Below are 17,626 nucleotides of genomic sequence, written 5' to 3'. Positions count from 1 at the left end.
TTGAAACTCGAGGAGGGGAGCGTTGCCGGGATCAGCGTGTATGACGTTACAGTAGGTAGAAAATCCGAGAAGGAATTGAAACACACCGTGAAACCCGTCGGGGACCGCGAAGATATGGGGTTACAGTAGGTAGAAAATCCGAGAAGGAATTGAAACTCGAGGAGGGGAGCGTTGCCGGGATCAGCGTGTATGACGTTACAGTAGGTAGAAAATCCGAGAAGGAATTGAAACACACCGTGAAACCCGTCGGGGACCGCGAAGATATGGGGTTACAGTAGGTAGAAAATCCGAGAAGGAATTGAAACGGGATTGCGGTTTGTGCCATGCTACTGGTGGGGTTGACGTTACAGTAGGTAGAAAATCCGAGAAGGAATTGAAACTCCCTGTTTCTGGTAGAAACTTGTCATGTTGAAGTTACAGTAGGTAGAAAATCCGAGAAGGAATTGAAACTCCCTGTTTCTGGTAGAAACTTGTCATGTTGAAGTTACAGTAGGTAGAAAATCCGAGAAGGAATTGAAACTCCGTCCGGTTTATATGCATATGTCATAGTTCCTCGTTACAGTAGGTAGAAAATCCGAGAAGGAATTGAAACTTCACGCCGTTTGTGATTTCCTTCGTGTTGCATGGTGTTACAGTAGGTAGAAAATCCGAGAAGGAATTGAAACTGAGCCGCTCGTCAGCGCCTTCTGCGGCTTGATACATGTTACAGTAGGTAGAAAATCCGAGAAGGAATTGAAACAGTTAACAATAGATTCACCAGACCGCCCGACGACAAGTTACAGTAGGTAGAAAATCCGAGAAGGAATTGAAACAAGCAAGATGCTGCATACGCGGCAAAAACCGGCCGGGTTACAGTAGGTAGAAAATCCGAGAAGGAATTGAAACAGATAACATTTTCAGTTGATGAGGCTGGAGAATACGTTACAGTAGGTAGAAAATCCGAGAAGGAATTGAAACTCATTGAGATCGACCAGGATACTATCGAGACACACGGTTACAGTAGGTAGAAAATCCGAGAAGGAATTGAAACGAGGATGTCTATCTTCGTTGGCATCCTCAAGAGCGATCGTTACAGTAGGTAGAAAATCCGAGAAGGAATTGAAACGGCCGACGTAGGTCAGCGGCCGTTTCCTCGCATGGTGTTACAGTAGGTAGAAAATCCGAGAAGGAATTGAAACGTTAACAGTTGTTTGCCATTCTGGAACTTGTCTTACAAGGTTACAGTAGGTAGAAAATCCGAGAAGGAATTGAAACGATACCATCGGAGCTGTTGAGGCCACGAACGGCTGTTACAGTAGGTAGAAAATCCGAGAAGGAATTGAAACACTGTCTCTGTGGTCGCCTGTTGATTTTGATCTAAACGTTACAGTAGGTAGAAAATCCGAGAAGGAATTGAAACTTATTCTGGATAAATTGTCGGAAGCAGACCTACCGATGTTACAGTAGGTAGAAAATCCGAGAAGGAATTGAAACTCGAATGCTCCACTCCTCGGGGCCGACGAGCTGGCGTTACAGTAGGTAGAAAATCCGAGAAGGAATTGAAACAGTCAATTGAACGTGGCATGATCCATCACCGACCGGTTACAGTAGGTAGAAAATCCGAGAAGGAATTGAAACTCCACGATCTCACACCATATCTCTTCACGTCACTGTTGTTACAGTAGGTAGAAAATCCGAGAAGGAATTGAAACGATTTGGACTACCTAAACAACGAGATGTATCAACAAGTTACAGTAGGTAGAAAATCCGAGAAGGAATTGAAACTATTCAAAAGACGATAGCGACGAAACAACCATTGACGTTACAGTAGGTAGAAAATCCGAGAAGGAATTGAAACCGCAAGAACGACCGACAAGACAATCACGATAAAGACGTTACAGTAGGTAGAAAATCCGAGAAGGAATTGAAACACATCGAGATCAGTAAGTCGGCACAACCGGCAGTTACAGTAGGTAGAAAATCCGAGAAGGAATTGAAACATAATAATGACTGATAGAACAGACCAAACGGACAATGTTACAGTAGGTAGAAAATCCGAGAAGGAATTGAAACGTTAATCGATGAACGGTACTGAGCAAAATCCCGACGGCGGGTTACAGTAGGTAGAAAATCCGAGAAGGAATTGAAACCGGGCGATGAACGGCGAAAGCCGTGGTTGTCAGGTCGTTACAGTAGGTAGAAAATCCGAGAAGGAATTGAAACTTGCCGGAGCTGTGGGAACTGTGAGGTTCGGGTAATGGTTACAGTAGGTAGAAAATCCGAGAAGGAATTGAAACCCGGCATGGATCGTCGCCGTCATTGTCGCGACGGAGGGGTTACAGTAGGTAGAAAATCCGAGAAGGAATTGAAACTTGAGCGGAGAAGACCGTGGTTGTCAGGTCTGCGGCCGTTACAGTAGGTAGAAAATCCGAGAAGGAATTGAAACTGCTGAAATAGGATATGCTGGCAGCGTCGAACTGTCAGGTTACAGTAGGTAGAAAATCCGAGAAGGAATTGAAACTCTCTGACCCATGCGAGCATACCAGAAACGGAGTCGGGTTACAGTAGGTAGAAAATCCGAGAAGGAATTGAAACGGCGCACCGATTACGACTGCGAAAGCCGTATCACAAGGTTACAGTAGGTAGAAAATCCGAGAAGGAATTGAAACGGCGCACCGATTACGACTGCGAAAGCCGTATCACAAGGTTACAGTAGGTAGAAAATCCGAGAAGGAATTGAAACGGCGCACCGATTACGACTGCGAAAGCCGTATCACAAGGTTACAGTAGGTAGAAAATCCGAGAAGGAATTGAAACTCTACATCTCGAATATTGCCCCGATTGAATCTGAAGTTACAGTAGGTAGAAAATCCGAGAAGGAATTGAAACGTTTATTGGACTGAGGTCGACGACGGCAACACAACTGTTACAGTAGGTAGAAAATCCGAGAAGGAATTGAAACTATCAGGAATCGGAAACAAAATTCCGCCGTTCATGCGGTTACAGTAGGTAGAAAATCCGAGAAGGAATTGAAACTTCTCGACACGCTCGACCTGATAGAGCAGGGCGGCGGTTACAGTAGGTAGAAAATCCGAGAAGGAATTGAAACAGTTCGAGTTCGGTGCCGGGTTCGAGTTCGCTTAGGGTTACAGTAGGTAGAAAATCCGAGAAGGAATTGAAACAAAACGGATTCTGTTGACAGCTCTGAGCGAAAGGGTGTTACAGTAGGTAGAAAATCCGAGAAGGAATTGAAACACACCCCGATTAGATGTCCTGGATGACGTACAGGTTGTTACAGTAGGTAGAAAATCCGAGAAGGAATTGAAACCTCTTGGTCAAAGGTGTAATCAATCCGAGGGCCAGTAGCTATAATATTTAGATAACCTGTAGCAATTCGGTCGGTCGGGCTGCTCTTCAAATGAGTCAAACACCAGACACGAGATAAATAGCAAGAACAGCAAAAAGAATACCAAGTCCCTTCCGTGCAGTGAAATCCTCTCCAAGTACGAAAAACCCAATAACTGAGGAAAACACAAGGAACATTGCGAAGATAGGAGTGACAACACTGACAGGTCCAAGTGCCAGCGAATGATACAAGGCAAGAATTCCAACACCCAAGAAGAAGCCTGCTGCGAGTACATATACCATATTTGGCGACATTAGATGTTCGGAAAATTGCTGATTTGTATACCACACCACGCCAAGTGCCATCACGATGAGCAGGCCATTTGAAATGACAACAGCAACGTCACTTGGGATCGCATTTGATCCAGTCGTAGCAATGCGCATGAGTGGTGGAACAAGTGCGTATGCTCCCATCGCAAGAAGCGCATAAAAGAGGTAAGCAGAATCCATACAGACAAATGACGAGAGGTGAACAAGTGAGTGTTGACTTGGGAGTCACCGATTGCGATCGGAAAGAACCTACATACCTTCAGTGATGTACGCCCTTTCTACAGTAGTCTCATGGAGTACATGTCATAGGTAAAATGCAGCGTAGCAGTGCTGTGGCAACCACTAGTTGACTACAGAGGGTACCACATCGAAAAAGGTCGCCAGATGTTGCTTCTGCGGTTAACAGATCGTGCTACAGGGTCCGGAAAACACGGATGGTATCTCGGTTTGTCGGCTCACGAAGCAGTTGTGCCATTCCAAGGTCGCTAAAAATACCTTTCCAGTCGCGGTAAAACAGCGGGAACTCATCTTGGACAAAGGTGTAGTCAGTCCGACCACGGTTGGGACCATTGCCTTCGTTCTCTGCTGTAATCAGCAAATCACGGGTAATCCGGGGGAGTTCTTCAAAGCAGTCAGTTTCTTCTGGTGGGATATGCTGAAGCGTTTCAACAGAATAGACCACATCAAACGCATCGTCTTCAATCGTTGGCAACAATTGCTCGACAGCTCCGGACTCAAACTCTCCTGAATCAAAGAGGTTTGGATAGTACTGGGCCATAACGTCAAAGGCCTCCTCGTTGATATCGATTCCAGCAAGGTTACGAAACCCTTGTCGGCGAAGGTGTTCGAGGTGGCGACCTGATCCACAGCCGATCTCGAGGATCGCCGCATTCTGGTCGACATAGTGGTCCAAAATATCTGCGAGTGTCCGGCTCACCTCATTCGGGCCAATATCAGCGTAATATTCCGGGGAATACTTTCCCTCACGGGTAGCCCAGTGTTGTCGGACCTCGTCGGACTCCATACCGATACATCGTGACTTGGGCATTTATACAGCGTGGATTAGGATAATATGATGTAACGAGAGAAAAAGTCGGTTATAAATAATCGGCTCTGCTGAAATCCTCAGTTAGTGATATATTCTTGGAGACGGGCTGGATATAGGGCGCATATCTTGCACGTGACTGAATTAGTAGAGCAACCGAACACCTATACCTATTTAACCTTGTCTAGACAGTGTTTCGTATATGTCGGATCCACCACTGAATATCAGTTATTGGGCCTCCTTGTACTCTGTCTATACGGACTACGCCGAGGAGTACGACGAAGCAATGGAACAATCCCGTTTAGTTGATAGAGCGGAACGTCTCTGGGACTGGAAGGGCCTAAACCGAACTATCAAGTTTGAGAAAGTTTCTTCAGTACTCAAAGACCTTGATCAAGGAGCCTATATCGATCAAGACCCCGAAGAAGCAATTGAATCGCTATCTGATAATTTGAGAGATGAAGGAGTTGTTGACTCAAAAAGCCTCGTCACGTCCGCATTCCTTTTGCATCTGATGGCAAGTGATGCAGATCGGTACTCTGTGAGGTTTCCAATCTACGATCGACGAGTCTGGAATGCATATGTTTACCTCTGGAGAATTCGAGGAGATGGAGAACAGTTGTACAGACAAGCAAGTCAGAGTGTATCTCAATACGGAGCATTCTGTCGCAAATTTAGTGAGACCTGTCCGGACGGAGAGGCCCGTGACTTCGAACGAGCGCTATTCATGTTCGGAGGGTTCATCATGGATCTGCCCCCTAAGGATGCTCCAACACCCATTCAAAGAATCGATGAGATATTAGAGGCTCAAGAGAAATCAGTCACCAATATGTACGACGAGTCTGGATACGCGATGGTCAACATCAGCGAGATACAAGAATCTGAGTAAAACTGGAGATTAAAGCGCTGAACTCAATTTTATATTCAACACGCCGACCCTATCAGGTCTTTTGGATTTCAACAGAGCCAAGAAATCTTATTCGAGTGTTTCCGGACTGATGTTGCCCTGCATAAAGTCCTTTCCAGTATCGGTGATCCGGTATCGTCCATCTTCAATTTTCTCGACAAGGCCATGTTCGCTAAGCTCTTTTAGTTTACGCGAAACAGTTGCCTGTCGGTAATCAAGATTATACGCTATCACAGAAGGTGATTGAACCTCCAAAGTGTCGACTTCTGCTAGCGCTTCCAAAATATGATATGCACTTCTTGTCATCCAACTGGGTCGCTGTCTAATTGACACGCTTGGTACAGACTACAGCACAGAGTATTATTACTCTCAGGGACAGGTCATATTCAATTCATCCCAGATAATAGTACTATGATTAAATTTATACGCCAGAGTGTAAAATGAATACGTATGATCACCTACGCAAGGCTCACATTCGAGTGAGTCAGTAAAATTCCGGAACCTTGCTGGTGGCGCAGCAGGTCCGGACTGGTGATCTAATAGAGCAGGACCACCATGTTAAGACACGATGTCTCGGGACAAAAAAGTCCCGACACGACAGTTGCATCGCTTGACTATCGAGTACTCTATTTTGCTTGCTGGTCTATCGCTGTAGGTCGACATCCACGAGTTACCGATGTCAACGATGATTACCAATTCCTGCTGACGAAAGCGAGCAGTTGGTTAAGAACCGATCACGTCCATGCGACGCAGACGGAGGGTCAAGGATGACGCCTTCGGCAGCCAACCAGTGCGCATTGTGTGAGCGGGAAGCTGTCGAATACGAGATAAACGTAGCACTCTGTGAGAAACATCTTGCGCGTCTGGAGACGACAAATGCTCAACCAGAGTCAGACCGTCCCACAAAATCCACTAATAGCGGAACTGGCAACACCAACGGGGATCATTGCACAGACCAGACCGATCACACAGTTGACTCGTGGCATGAACTAACCTTCTCAGCGACGCAGGAAGATACGTATCCACCAACATTACTCGAACGAGAACAGTGGATGGGACAACGCAAAGACGAAAAGTTACCGTTTGCTCCATGGGGCGATAAGGACCACCCGGATGCCGATGCCGATGAGGATGCTCGATACAAGTGGGGATTAGCAGCAAATTATCTGGATGGAGATGACATCAGCATGGCGGAAGTGGATCCTCGTCTTAGCGGTCGGACATTCATTCAGCAGGCAGATGATCCCTTTGCATTCGTTGATGGCGATAACGTTCGCTGTCCAGAGACCGGGAAGGTTCATCCAGCGTTTCTTGACATCCTCGATCAGCTGGGGATGACTTATGCTGATATCTCAACATCGGGACGAGGAATTCATGCCCAGTATATCGGAGACCTACCGGAGGATCAAGGGCAGGCCGTCTTTACGATCGACACAGAGCCGTGGGGAGAAAACGACACTGCACCAACGGTTGAGATTTATTCAAATAAGCATGTCTGTGTCGCCTCTGGAGAGAAAATCAGCGGAACAGCAGATGATGTTAGCAAGTGGGACACGGGAGCAATCGAAGCGGTTCTTGATGAATACGATGCACGAAAACACACAGAATCCGTCAGTCATGATACAAACCAATCTCACGTGGATTTGAGTAACTACCAACCGTCCACAACGGATCCAACCGAGACGGTAGATGATATCAGAGCCATATTCGCGGCAATTGCTCGACTTGATCCACAGGGTATCCCGCTTCAGTCACAACAGACCGGCGTCGACGCGACAGGGTGGGAAACGTACGATCCAGCATACCGGCCAAGTGAGAGTGGAGAAAGTCTCCATCACAACGGGAAGGGCGTTTTTTATGACCACAAACATGACGAAGAATTTGGACTGCTTGCACTCTTTGCAGCAGAACAAGGAATCATATCAAATCCGTGGGATCGGCTTGTTGGGGCAGACTGGTGGGAGACAGTAGAAACTGCCCGTGAAGCTGGTGTGGCAATTCCTGAGTACAGTGGTGGGGATCAAAACAAGCCCCAGCATACCGCGGTGTTACCGCCTGCTGTTCGGGATTTATCGAGAGCAACGACCGGCTGGGATTGGACACAGACTTCCAATCGTGGATCACTCACGATCGACGAAGCCAGAGAGCGAACTGTTGAAGCGATCGTCGAGGCATACGAATCCGGCGAACAAGTGTTGATTGAGGCCCTCATGTCAATGGGCAAATCGTACGGCGCGATTCTTGCTGCCAAGCGAACCGGCCAGCCAATTACGTTTCTCACGCGTCGAGGGCACAAGGAGCAATACGACCAGATCAAAGACTGGTGTCAAGAGCATGGACTCGAGTACTACCAATTGCCGAGTTTCAAGTATGATTGTGATACTGCAAACGGAGAGCATGGAGAGGCATGGGCCGAGCGTGTCCGAGATCTGTATCGACGAGGAGTAACACCAAAAGAGATTCATGCCAAAGCAGAACATCATCTCGGAGAGCCACTTCCCTGTCAACGACACGATGGATGTAATTGCGCATACACAAGCAAATGGAAGTTTGACCCTGACGAGTATGACGTACTAATCGGCCACTACAGCCATGCGTATCAGCAGACCGTCACTGCCGGACGAACGGTTGTGATCGATGAGTTCCCGAGTGCGTACGAGAGTGAACTCCCGCAGGTTCAGGGGCCAGTCTCTCACTGGTTAGACATCACAGACGGTGTGCCATTCGATAGCTGGACAGACCTCATTGCAAACCGGGATGATGAACAGCGGCGATCTGATGCGATTCTCTGGTTTGAAGAACATGGCGTTACACCTGACGAATCACATGTTTTTGAAAGCCCGCAAGCACATGCTGACGCACCACTTGTTGTCTTCAGCCTGCTGGCTGGCAACGATCTTGGCAACGGGCTTGAGGTCGCTGACATCCCCGATATTGGAAGGTCCGTGTATAGTCAGGCAACCGAGCAGATCCATACCCTCCGGCCGCCTTCGATGGACTATGCGAACGGGATTGTTTGCCTCGATGGGACGCCAACAAAAGAGATGTGGACAGCAGCTGTCGGTACGCGGCTTGACCATCGAAGTGTTCTCACATCCGACGAGCGGATCGAGTATGTTCAGAATACGCTAAATCTCAATGTTGTTCGAGCAAGCGAGCACGTAAAATCATATAATTCACGAGAGTACGTTCATACGGCAAATGACGGAGCACTACTTGAGGAGATTGCTGAGGAGTATGGCAAAAAGCCGGGGGTTGTGACGACGAAGACAGCGCTTCGGGAGTATGTTGATCGTGGAATCCTCTCCGCTGATCTTGAAACGGGTGTCGTGACCGACGGTCCAGCAGACCGTGTACAGTGGTACGGAGACGTGCTTGGTAGTAATGCATTCAAAGAAAAGCGACTTGGAGTGGTGATCGGAAGCAACCACTATGGAGATCAATATATCAAGCGATGGGGAGCATATCTTGGCGAAGCAGTGACGCGAAAGAGTTGGGCAGATGTTGCTGCGGCTGAGGATACCGATATATCACATGCCGACATGAATCCAGACAACCGGGATGCTCCAGCCAAGGGATCGCACTTAGCGTATACTGGTGTTGGAAATGACATCCTCACGCATATGCGAGAGCATGAGACGCTACAGGCAGCCATGCGATTTGGACGAGATGGAAACGGAGCTGTAGTATATATCCTAACGGATACCCTTCCGGACTGGGTCCCGGTAGCAGGTGAAGCTCGGGTCATACAAACATGGAGTGATGGGATGCAGCAAGTGATTGAAGTCGCAGGGAGAGCAGAAACGTTCAGGACAGCAGAAATTGCTGACCATCCTGCTGTCGACGTTGGAAATCGTCAGGTATTGAATATACTACAGAAGCTGAAGAGTACAGGATACCTTACGGTTGAAGTGGTTGGGAGAGGATACACGTGGCAGGATGATGGGCTCCATCGAATCAATGAGCATGGAGATGTAGAGCTTGAGCCGATCAATGTTGCATCGCTCACCAGTGAGGAAGTTGACGAAATCTTCCGTAATAGCATACATACGTGGAATTTCGTGAGTGCAGAAATCAAATCCAAGAGGCAGTACTCAAGCACAGAAGATACTGCACAATCACGCACAATCCGTGGAGTAGTAGGCGGGGATCCACCACCTGACGGGTAGGGAATTGTCCATAGACAAGTAGTATACACAGCAGACGTCAGTAGGATGGGAGATGCATCATCCGAAAATCGGGTTGAGCAACGTATCTCCCAGCAGGTTCGTAGGCTCACGTGTACGCTGAATGTCGGTAAGATTAGGTAATTGTAGTAGACGCTGGTTGACGTTTTCAAAGCCTATCGCTGCTACGATACGCTCTGCTCTCGAGTCATACGTCTTAGATCCGAGTAACTGATCATACACTCTGGTGAGGTCACGTAACTGGAGAGTGCGTACAGCACAGACGGGGCCAATCACAATTAGGTAGTGTCGTTTATGTATCCGGATTCACGGCCTGTCTGGCGATGTTGCTCTCGCACTGGTAATCTACGAACAGTAGGGGCGAAAGTACTAACAAATTTCAATGGCATCATTTAGTAATGCCTCAACAGCTGTTTTTTCTATTGAGTATAATGTATCCTGTCTTTGAATTGATCTGGGTTGTTGCTGCGACGTTTCTGTTTACGTTTGGCCTCGCTGCAGTTGTCGTGAGTCCAGTTATTATGTATTATGGATGGACGCGGTACCGGTCTCGGTACATCCGTGTCCGTGATGCTGCTGACCCAGACTCACAGTCAAGTGAGACTCGCGATGGGGCCGTCCTTGTCAATGGGACTGCGACAAAAGAAGAACATACGGTTACACCACTGCTCGGTTCTGATGATGCACTCTGCACGATCTCAAATGCGTACGGGTTTCACCCGTTCCCAGCATCTGTTAATTTTATTGGATGGCATACCATCGCGTACCGGATCAGAAGTGCTCGTTTTGGGATCCAGACAGAGACCAGTAAGTTCTTGTTTCCGTCGGTGAGAGAGCAACGCTCGTCTGCTGGATCGGTCGGATTTGCTGGAATCTGGTATCACATCAGACGTGGATTGTCCGTGGGGAGTGGGCTCCAGCTGGACACGATACGGTCACAACTACCGGAAGTCCCGTGGCGATTTGATACTGATGGATTTGATGAGGTGATCACCGTTCGACATCGAGATCGCGACACAATGCCAACGGCAGCAACGAAAATGGAGCAACATTTTGACCTGCCCCGGCAGAGAAGCCTTTTATTCCTGGTATTAGGATTCCGGGTCCCATTGGAGGGATTGGCACACGCCGCTTTGGCGAACTTACGATAGAAGAAGGCGATGAGATCACGATTGTCGGAAATGTGGAGACTCGAAGTGGTAATTCGGCCCCTGTGTTAACGAATCCGGAAGGCAAGCGCCTTTTGATCTCGACGCTCACACCGGACGAGCTCCGACGGCGATATCGGCGACTTTGGTGGTTGTTCGTTTCGTTTCCGTTTGTGATCGTCCCTGTCGTAGTGGTGTCGTACCTGACGTGGTTCCCATGGTGACTATGTTGACTACACTATGACGATTCGTATCAACAGACGTTCTTGGAAAGACCATTTTTCATTTCAGAGCGCAGTACTGGTGGCTTGATTGAGTGGTTGGTGGCAAGTTCTCTCTACAGTTGCGACAATGCAATCAGTATAGAACATGTGATTATGCAATTTTTGGCTAATACCTTGGCATTGATGACACCGATCGGCGAGCAGCGGAGCCACACCTTGGCTACCAGTTCTCGGTCAATTCAGTTCACTATGGATGGATCGGCAAAGTGTCTGTACAGGATACGCGCGTTCTATCTTTGCACGGCCGCAATGTTTTGTCTGGTTTTCAGTATAGCCGTTACATCGCTTCATAGAATCAATCTCACCCGGTTGTAGAATCATGAACAGATCTACAGAAAACTACCGGATAGAGTGATATTCGTACTGGGATATAACGCGCGAGCCGGTTGCTCACGCGAAGAGTTTATTCCGGATGATAGGGATTTGTTGCAGTGTTGAGGCGATACACATCTGATGCGGCATCGAAGTCATCGTCGAACGCATAGAGGTATTCGAACCCTTCGCTTTGCAATATAGGCGACGATGCAGGCATCAACGAACGAGAACCGCTCATACTGGCGGAAGAGTGCTTTTGCTGTGGCGAAAGCGTCCGCAGTCAGCGCTTCAATGTGGAATCGCGCGTTCTCTTCGACACGGGAAAGAAAGTCAACAGCGGCGTCATGACCGGCATGTGTGGTTAGGCCGTTTAATGCCTCCGCGAGCACATGGTCGAGAATCACTACTTCTGGCAGAGCGGCAGTATCGATACCAGAAAGGATGGGAAGAGCTTCGTCGTGTGCACTGTCCTGCCGGTACGTCGCGGCGAAGAGAACAGTCGTGTCGATGAGTGCGCGTTGCATCTAGTTGTCGCCAACGCCCCACGCGTCGTGGTCCTCTGTAACCACTGTCTCTTCGTCACCGTCGTAGCCGTCGAAGTCACTGAATGTACCGGTCCGTTGCTGAACGACATGGACCCAGAGCGTGTCGTCGTCCTCAATGTGCCAGCGCAGTTTGTCGCCGTCGTCGATATCGAGCTCCCGGCGGATATAGGCGGGAATGTTCGCCTGGTTCCCTGACACCTTGCTCTCGGAGTCAACGCTCCCACTACTCATGCATGAAACTACGATTTCATCGTTGATAAGCTATAGTGTGTGCCCACACTAAACGCGTCCGAGTGCTGAATAGAACCTCTAGATCGACACAAATTATAACCACATTCAAGCACAGCGAGCGTAGGAGCTTGGAAAGAATGACACATAGCTCATTCCAACAGCATATAAAATTCTGGTAATCGGTTGCGTCGGGGTTGGAACCAAAAGGAACGATAACAGCAGTGATGAATTACTTCTTTAGCAGTAGTTGGCAATATGACCAAGGTTTATATTCGAATTTGCACAAATCGGGGATGGAACGACAAATTACACGTTCCAACTTGAATAAAGTAAATCACATTGCCAACAGTTGTTAGGTTAGGCCTGTACAGCAAGATTGTGAATAGGCAAATCCGGTTCAGGCCTCTTCAGTACCTTCTGAGCGGTCGATAGTTCCGGCAGGATGGGATAACGATGCTTCATAGAGTTGAGAATTATACTCAACAAGCCAGTCTCCACCAGTGTCTGTGGCTGTCTCAATCGGACGATGATTGTGGAACACTGTTGCGATGTCTACGTATGCTTCTTCCTCGTCGGAGCTTTCGTACTTCCCGTTTATCGCCTGTTCAATAACCTCTTGTTGGTCATCAGTTAAATCAGATAGTGTGAATATCAATTCAGATTGGATCCAGTCAACCAGTTCCTCTTCTGAACTGCCAATCACCTCACCTGTGTATTCATATACATGCAGTTGTCGCTCAGAAGTTGTGCTCATGACAGTCCAGTGTTGACCTTCATAGGTGATGACTGTCTCCTGTTCGCTGCCGCTATTTGCTAGTCCTTCGGCGATCACGCTACTATCAAGTTCATCTTCTGTATACACCGCGGGCTGGCTTGATCCTCCCGACTGAATGACATACTCAACAACTGTCTGGTCTTGGGTGGGTAACTGTGCAAAGTCAATATCTTCATCAGGATTCTCGACTTTCGTGGCGTCCACAGAAAGACTAACATAATCTGAGGCCTGCTCACGCTGGTTATAGCTCAGGTCATAATATGTCTCATCACCGTAAACAACACCTCCGTCGACGGGTTTTGTGATATCGACCAGAGTAATCGGGACTTCGTCAGATTGAGTGTCGGATGAGATATCCACCCGTGTATGCTCAGGAAGGGCGGTAACAATGATATTCGGCAATTCATCGGGATCTTGTTCCTGCAAACCAAGTCGATACCGCCCGGGGCTCGTGCATCCAGCAAGGGCAGCGAATGTTGCGGTCGCCGATAACGTTAGCACCGTTCGCCGGTTCATTCCACGAAGACATATATAATAGTGGATGGTTTATTGATATTGGTGTAGGCATTTTTCTAGCCTGTCTCATTGGTTGACAGTTGTACCAAGCTCTGCGCATAACCGTCTTCGTGGGGGTTCAATCTTCTCTGCGGAGAAAGCAGGCAGAGTGTCTTGAGGTCGTTCGAAACCGTTTGGTTTTCGTGATCACAAGAATCGGAGATTTCCAAACAACCCCGAGGCACTCTGCCTGCTATTTCTGTAGAACTCGGTACTTGCGTCAATAACCGGTTCTGTTTGGAATGATAAGAACCTCTCGCTCACAAAATCGCAGTTGGATTCGCCGGGTATTCGCTTCTACAGATGAGCGATTCTTTTAATAACTGAGCGGAATATCCATGAAGCTTAGCACTATCTGATTTTTACTTATACAGATGTACATATCCACCAGACAATCTAACTTAGATAATATGCATTCATTTACTTGGGGTATTATCGGTATCTCAATACCCTGCATGTCCGTCACAACCGCATGTTGTTGGTCAAGATCTAACTCCCCCGGCCGATGCAACTTCGGCCGTTTTCCGCTTTGCTCGGTCATATTTAACACCAGACGATAGGATCTGACCATCTCGTATACATTGACACCTGGGTAGTACAGGGTGTCATAAAACGGTTAGCATACCCAGCCAATCGGTCAATACAGAGACCTCACATACCAGCGAGGGCGACGATCTGACCGAAATCTGTCAAGAACGGCGTCAAGATACAGAGGATCTATGCAACAGCCGGCCCTCATCGGGTTCACACTAAGTTAGATGGATCAATTGGTCAGTAGTCTTGCCCGTTGACCGAATCAGGAAACTACAGCGGAATTATATTCTACTGTTGTCCATTTCATAAGGATTAACGGATGTCAACGCTAATGTTGACATATCCATGGGAACTGCAGATGAGCAAATCCGGGTAAGCACCCGAGTGAAGCGACAGCTTGAACAGCGGCAGCGTGAGGACGAATCGTACAACGATGTGCTCGAACGAGTACTTGAAGAGGATACTGAGAGCGATTTCTACGACGGCTTCGGGATACTCTCTGATGAGGATGCTGCTCGGATCAGAGAACAGCAAAAAGAATCCAAAAAGGGGCGAAAGGAGCGAATGCGACAGTTGGACAAGGACATATGAGGATACTTGATGCGAATTTTCTCATCGACTACTTGAACGGTCACCCTGCCGCAGAAACGTACTACGAATCGAATCAGGGTGACACGAATCTGTGGATAATGCCGGCACCTGCCTACGCAGAAGTTATCGTTGGTATAGGAAATCTCCCATCCAGCGATGTTGAAGAGGCAATTGACGCGCTATCATGGGGTGAGGTTTACGAAGTCAATCGAGATCTGTCAGTAGAAGCCGGGCGGATTGCTGACGAGATCGGACCCCAAGGACCGTATCTTGATGGCGTTGACGCACTCGTTGCTGCAGTCGGCCGAAAATTCAACGCACCAGTTGTATCGGCAGACAGCGATCTCACGCATGAGAAAACTAAACAGTGTATCGAAGTCGAAGAATATCGTTAACCGAACTGACTTCTCCCATGATAGTAGGGGTCCCGCCATTCATCGGTGACAATTTCGTCAAGTTTGGTTGCAATACGGTCACGAGCATAGTCATCAAGGCTATCAAAGTCTCGTCGAGTCATATCGTTGACTTCCTCCACACGGCTGTAGTAACTCAGGAAAGCTATTGAGGAAATTCAGCAATCGAAGGGATAAGTGCCGTCACGTCCGGTGAATTTTGACCGTTCATTTCTCAGTTCCTCAAAAACTTCTACGGAGTACTACAGCCGTGTGGAGGAAGTCAAGTTCGAGTGATCGACTGGTTAGCCATTAAAATCTGTCTTCGCTCGTCGAACTGTGCGTTCAGCGGGCTACGACACTGGTATCGCCAAATGGAGGGCCTCGGCATTCACGACTCACAATCTATCCACAGTTCAGTACGACTCGACCTGAGCCCCGAGCCGACCGAAGTGCTCGATATTCGCTGTGAGGACAGGTTCGTCGCACAGAATGAATAGAAGAGGTTAACCTCAGAGATTTGGGATTAACCAGTTAGAGAGAATTCCCAATCAATAGAAGCCATTACGAATGTCAAACGAGGCATACAGGGATTAACCTGAAATTGAGCTACAGCGCCGAGTTATCAAGTTGCTCTAAATACTCATTTGCTTGTGACTGAATCTCTGTAATTTCCTCATCCGACTTCCGATCAAGGTGGCTATAGACAAGCCCCATGCGGTGATTTGAACGCAGTCGGTCTTCGTGTTCAGCTAAGAAATTCCAGTACAGCGTGTTAAACGGACAGGCATTGATGCCAGTTGTCGCGTCTTTGTCGTACTTACAATCAGAGCAGTAATCGCTCATCTTGTTAACGTAATTGGCACTGGATACGTACGGCTTCGTAGACATGACACCAGATCCGTACGTTCCCATACCCACAACATTTGGCGTCGACGCCCAGTGAAACCCATCAACAAAGCCGGCTTCAAACCAGCGATTCAATGCAGCTGGATTGATGCCTGCCAGCGTCGCAAAATTCGCAACGATCATCAGCCGCTCAATGTGATGGGCATAGCCACGTTTTCGAACGCCCTCAACGACATCAGCAAGACATTCCATATCCGTTTCACCAGTCCAGAAGCTATCGGGTAGCGGTCGGGTTGCCTGAAGCTGGTTCTCGGTGACAAGCTCAGGCATTGTCCGTCGATAGATATGTCGGACAAACTCTCGCCAGCCAATGATTTGCCGAATAAAGCCCTCAACGCTGTTTAGTGGGACATCGTCGTCGTTATGATAAGCATTAATTGCCCGCTCTGTTACTTCCTCAGGTTGCAATAACCCAAGGTGGAGCAACGGTGATAACAGCGAGTGATTCATTAATGGCTCGTCTTGAACCATGGCATCCTGATATGGACCAAAGTCCGAAAGACGGGTTTCAATGAAGGTATCAAGCGCATCAAGGGCTTGTTCGCGGGTAACCGGCCAATGGAACGGCTCTGGATCTGCCCAGTTACCACCGTACGGTGGCGCTTCGTAACTGCCATCAAACTCTGCATCAATCATTTCCAGAACGTCATTGGTAATTTCGTCTGGTTCGTATGTGGGTGGTTTCGACGGCTGATATCCCTTTGGTGGCGTCTTCTGATTTTCATCATCATAATTCCACTCACCACCAACCGGATTGCCATCGTCCATCAGATAGCCGGTATGCTCTCGTACCTTCCGATAAAACGTTTCGTGACGGTACGGAGGGTCGTCCATCCACTCGTCAAACAGCGAGGGAGAGATGATAAACTGCTCGTTGGTAACAAAAGAAAGTTCACCACCAGCAGCGTCGGCAGCATCAGCAAGTTCTGCTTTATCACCGTGCTTCGGAGGGGACATCGTCACAAGTGAATCGACATCCGTTGTCGTGAATACCTTCGATAGACCCGCTTTCATGGTATCGGCTTTGATATAGTGGACATCATAGCCACGCGACACTAACCGCTCTCTGAAGTGTCGCATCGCACTGTAGACAAGCGCCAGTCGATGCGGATGATATGGAACGCGCCGACCAGCCGCTTTTGATTCAACCATTACAACTGGAACATCAGCATCACGATCAGCAAGTGGTCCTACTTGCGTTGTTAGCTGATTTCCAAGAACCAAGACTCCATCAGCATCACCTGCTTGAGTCATACCATAATATCGGGTATGTAGGAGGGTAAATGACTCGCTCCAGGAGAAGTGCACAGATCTCACTATAGGATTGGGCGTGCACGCATCGACGAAGTACTGTTATTCGTCGGTAGGTACCGGCGGGTTGCGGAACAAGCCCTCAATCATCAGCAACGCACCGGCAACGGAAGCAGCGAGGAGTGCAATCTCGCCTGGAACCTGACTCAGGGCAGCTGTGCCAATCGCGACCCCAAAGAGGATGGGGAATGACCAAAGCAGAAGATCGTAGCGACTGAGCCGGTTCAAAAGGGTTGGTTTGTG

12 protein-coding genes, 1 pseudogene and 1 CRISPR repeat array (1 of these 14 cut by a window edge) are annotated in these 17,626 nt (G+C 48.3%); of the genes and pseudogenes, 5 read left to right on the top strand and 8 right to left on the bottom strand.

Annotation, left to right across the window (positions count from 1 at the left end; translation table 11 throughout):
* Window positions 1-3,307: a CRISPR direct-repeat array (repeat unit 37 nt; unit sequence GTTACAGTAGGTAGAAAATCCGAGAAGGAATTGAAAC); it reaches 545 nt to the left of the window's first position.
* Between the two features lie 95 nt (window positions 3,308-3,402).
* Both K0C01_RS08195 and K0C01_RS08190 read right to left on the bottom strand, forming a co-directional pair.
* Complete coding sequence (locus tag K0C01_RS08195; RefSeq protein ID WP_221169227.1) at window positions 3,403-3,834, bottom strand: EamA family transporter; 432 nt, start codon at window positions 3,832-3,834, stop codon at window positions 3,403-3,405.
* 232 nt (window positions 3,835-4,066) lie between these two features.
* Entirely contained in the window at window positions 4,067-4,678 is a 612-nt protein-coding gene (locus tag K0C01_RS08190; RefSeq protein ID WP_221169226.1) for a class I SAM-dependent methyltransferase, read from the bottom strand.
* Between the two features lie 223 nt (window positions 4,679-4,901).
* On the opposite strand from K0C01_RS08190, the gene K0C01_RS08185 reads away from it, so the two are divergent.
* Window positions 4,902-5,588, top strand: coding sequence for a hypothetical protein (locus K0C01_RS08185; RefSeq protein WP_221169225.1), 687 nt, complete (start codon window positions 4,902-4,904; stop codon window positions 5,586-5,588).
* Window positions 5,589-5,675: 87 nt separating this feature from the next.
* Here K0C01_RS08185 and K0C01_RS08180 read toward each other — a convergent pair whose 3' ends face one another.
* Window positions 5,676-5,912, bottom strand: coding sequence for a winged helix-turn-helix domain-containing protein (locus K0C01_RS08180; RefSeq protein ID WP_221169224.1), 237 nt, complete (start codon window positions 5,910-5,912; stop codon window positions 5,676-5,678).
* A 461-nt stretch (window positions 5,913-6,373) separates the two neighbouring features.
* Here K0C01_RS08180 and K0C01_RS08175 point away from each other — a divergent pair, with 461 nt between their 5' ends.
* Together K0C01_RS08175 and K0C01_RS08170 are read left to right on the top strand one after the other, a co-directional pair.
* Window positions 6,374-9,775 carry a hypothetical protein gene (locus K0C01_RS08175; RefSeq protein ID WP_221169223.1) on the top strand — a complete coding sequence of 1,134 codons (3,402 nt, stop codon included), beginning with the start codon at window positions 6,374-6,376 and terminating at the stop codon, window positions 9,773-9,775.
* Window positions 9,776-10,191: 416 nt separating this feature from the next.
* The gene (locus tag K0C01_RS08170) at window positions 10,192-10,944 is read left to right on the top strand and encodes a hypothetical protein (RefSeq protein WP_221169222.1); all 753 of its coding nucleotides are present in this window, start codon (window positions 10,192-10,194) and stop codon (window positions 10,942-10,944) included.
* A 684-nt stretch (window positions 10,945-11,628) separates the two neighbouring features.
* On the opposite strand, the pseudogene K0C01_RS08160 reads toward K0C01_RS08170, so the two are convergent.
* The 3 genes and pseudogenes from K0C01_RS08160 to K0C01_RS08150 form a co-directional block, all read right to left on the bottom strand.
* A pseudogene (locus tag K0C01_RS08160) lies at window positions 11,629-12,064 on the bottom strand (type II toxin-antitoxin system VapC family toxin).
* Entirely contained in the window at window positions 12,065-12,316 is a 252-nt protein-coding gene (locus tag K0C01_RS08155; RefSeq protein ID WP_221169221.1) for an AbrB/MazE/SpoVT family DNA-binding domain-containing protein, read from the bottom strand.
* A gap of 397 nt (window positions 12,317-12,713) precedes the next feature.
* On the bottom strand, window positions 12,714-13,607 hold the full coding sequence (locus tag K0C01_RS08150) for a hypothetical protein (RefSeq protein ID WP_221169220.1): 894 nt from the start codon (window positions 13,605-13,607) through the stop codon (window positions 12,714-12,716).
* Window positions 13,608-14,525: 918 nt separating this feature from the next.
* On the opposite strand from K0C01_RS08150, the gene K0C01_RS08145 reads away from it, so the two are divergent.
* Together K0C01_RS08145 and K0C01_RS08140 are read left to right on the top strand one after the other, a co-directional pair.
* Window positions 14,526-14,771 carry an antitoxin VapB family protein gene (locus K0C01_RS08145; RefSeq protein ID WP_221169219.1) on the top strand — a complete coding sequence of 82 codons (246 nt, stop codon included), beginning with the start codon at window positions 14,526-14,528 and terminating at the stop codon, window positions 14,769-14,771.
* Window positions 14,768-15,166, top strand: a complete 399-nt coding sequence (locus tag K0C01_RS08140) for a PIN domain-containing protein (protein WP_221169218.1) — start codon at window positions 14,768-14,770, stop codon at window positions 15,164-15,166. The genes K0C01_RS08145 and K0C01_RS08140 overlap by 4 nt, the downstream gene beginning before the upstream one ends.
* Here the strand turns inward: K0C01_RS08140 and K0C01_RS12810 are convergent.
* Together K0C01_RS12810 and K0C01_RS08135 are read right to left on the bottom strand one after the other, a co-directional pair.
* The gene (locus tag K0C01_RS12810) at window positions 15,163-15,288 is read right to left on the bottom strand and encodes a hypothetical protein (protein WP_255568243.1); all 126 of its coding nucleotides are present in this window, start codon (window positions 15,286-15,288) and stop codon (window positions 15,163-15,165) included. The two genes, K0C01_RS08140 and K0C01_RS12810, sit on opposite strands and share 4 nt — an antisense overlap.
* 484 nt (window positions 15,289-15,772) lie before the next feature.
* Window positions 15,773-17,326, bottom strand: a complete 1,554-nt coding sequence (locus K0C01_RS08135) for a cryptochrome/photolyase family protein (protein WP_221169217.1) — start codon at window positions 17,324-17,326, stop codon at window positions 15,773-15,775.
* Window positions 17,327-17,626 lie beyond the last annotated feature (300 nt).

This window comes from Salinarchaeum sp. IM2453, from assembly GCF_019693215.1.
Lineage (GTDB): Archaea > Halobacteriota > Halobacteria > Halobacteriales > Salinarchaeaceae > IM2453.
Note: the sequence above shows the minus strand (reverse complement) of the source record. Positions and strands in the feature narration are given on the sequence as shown.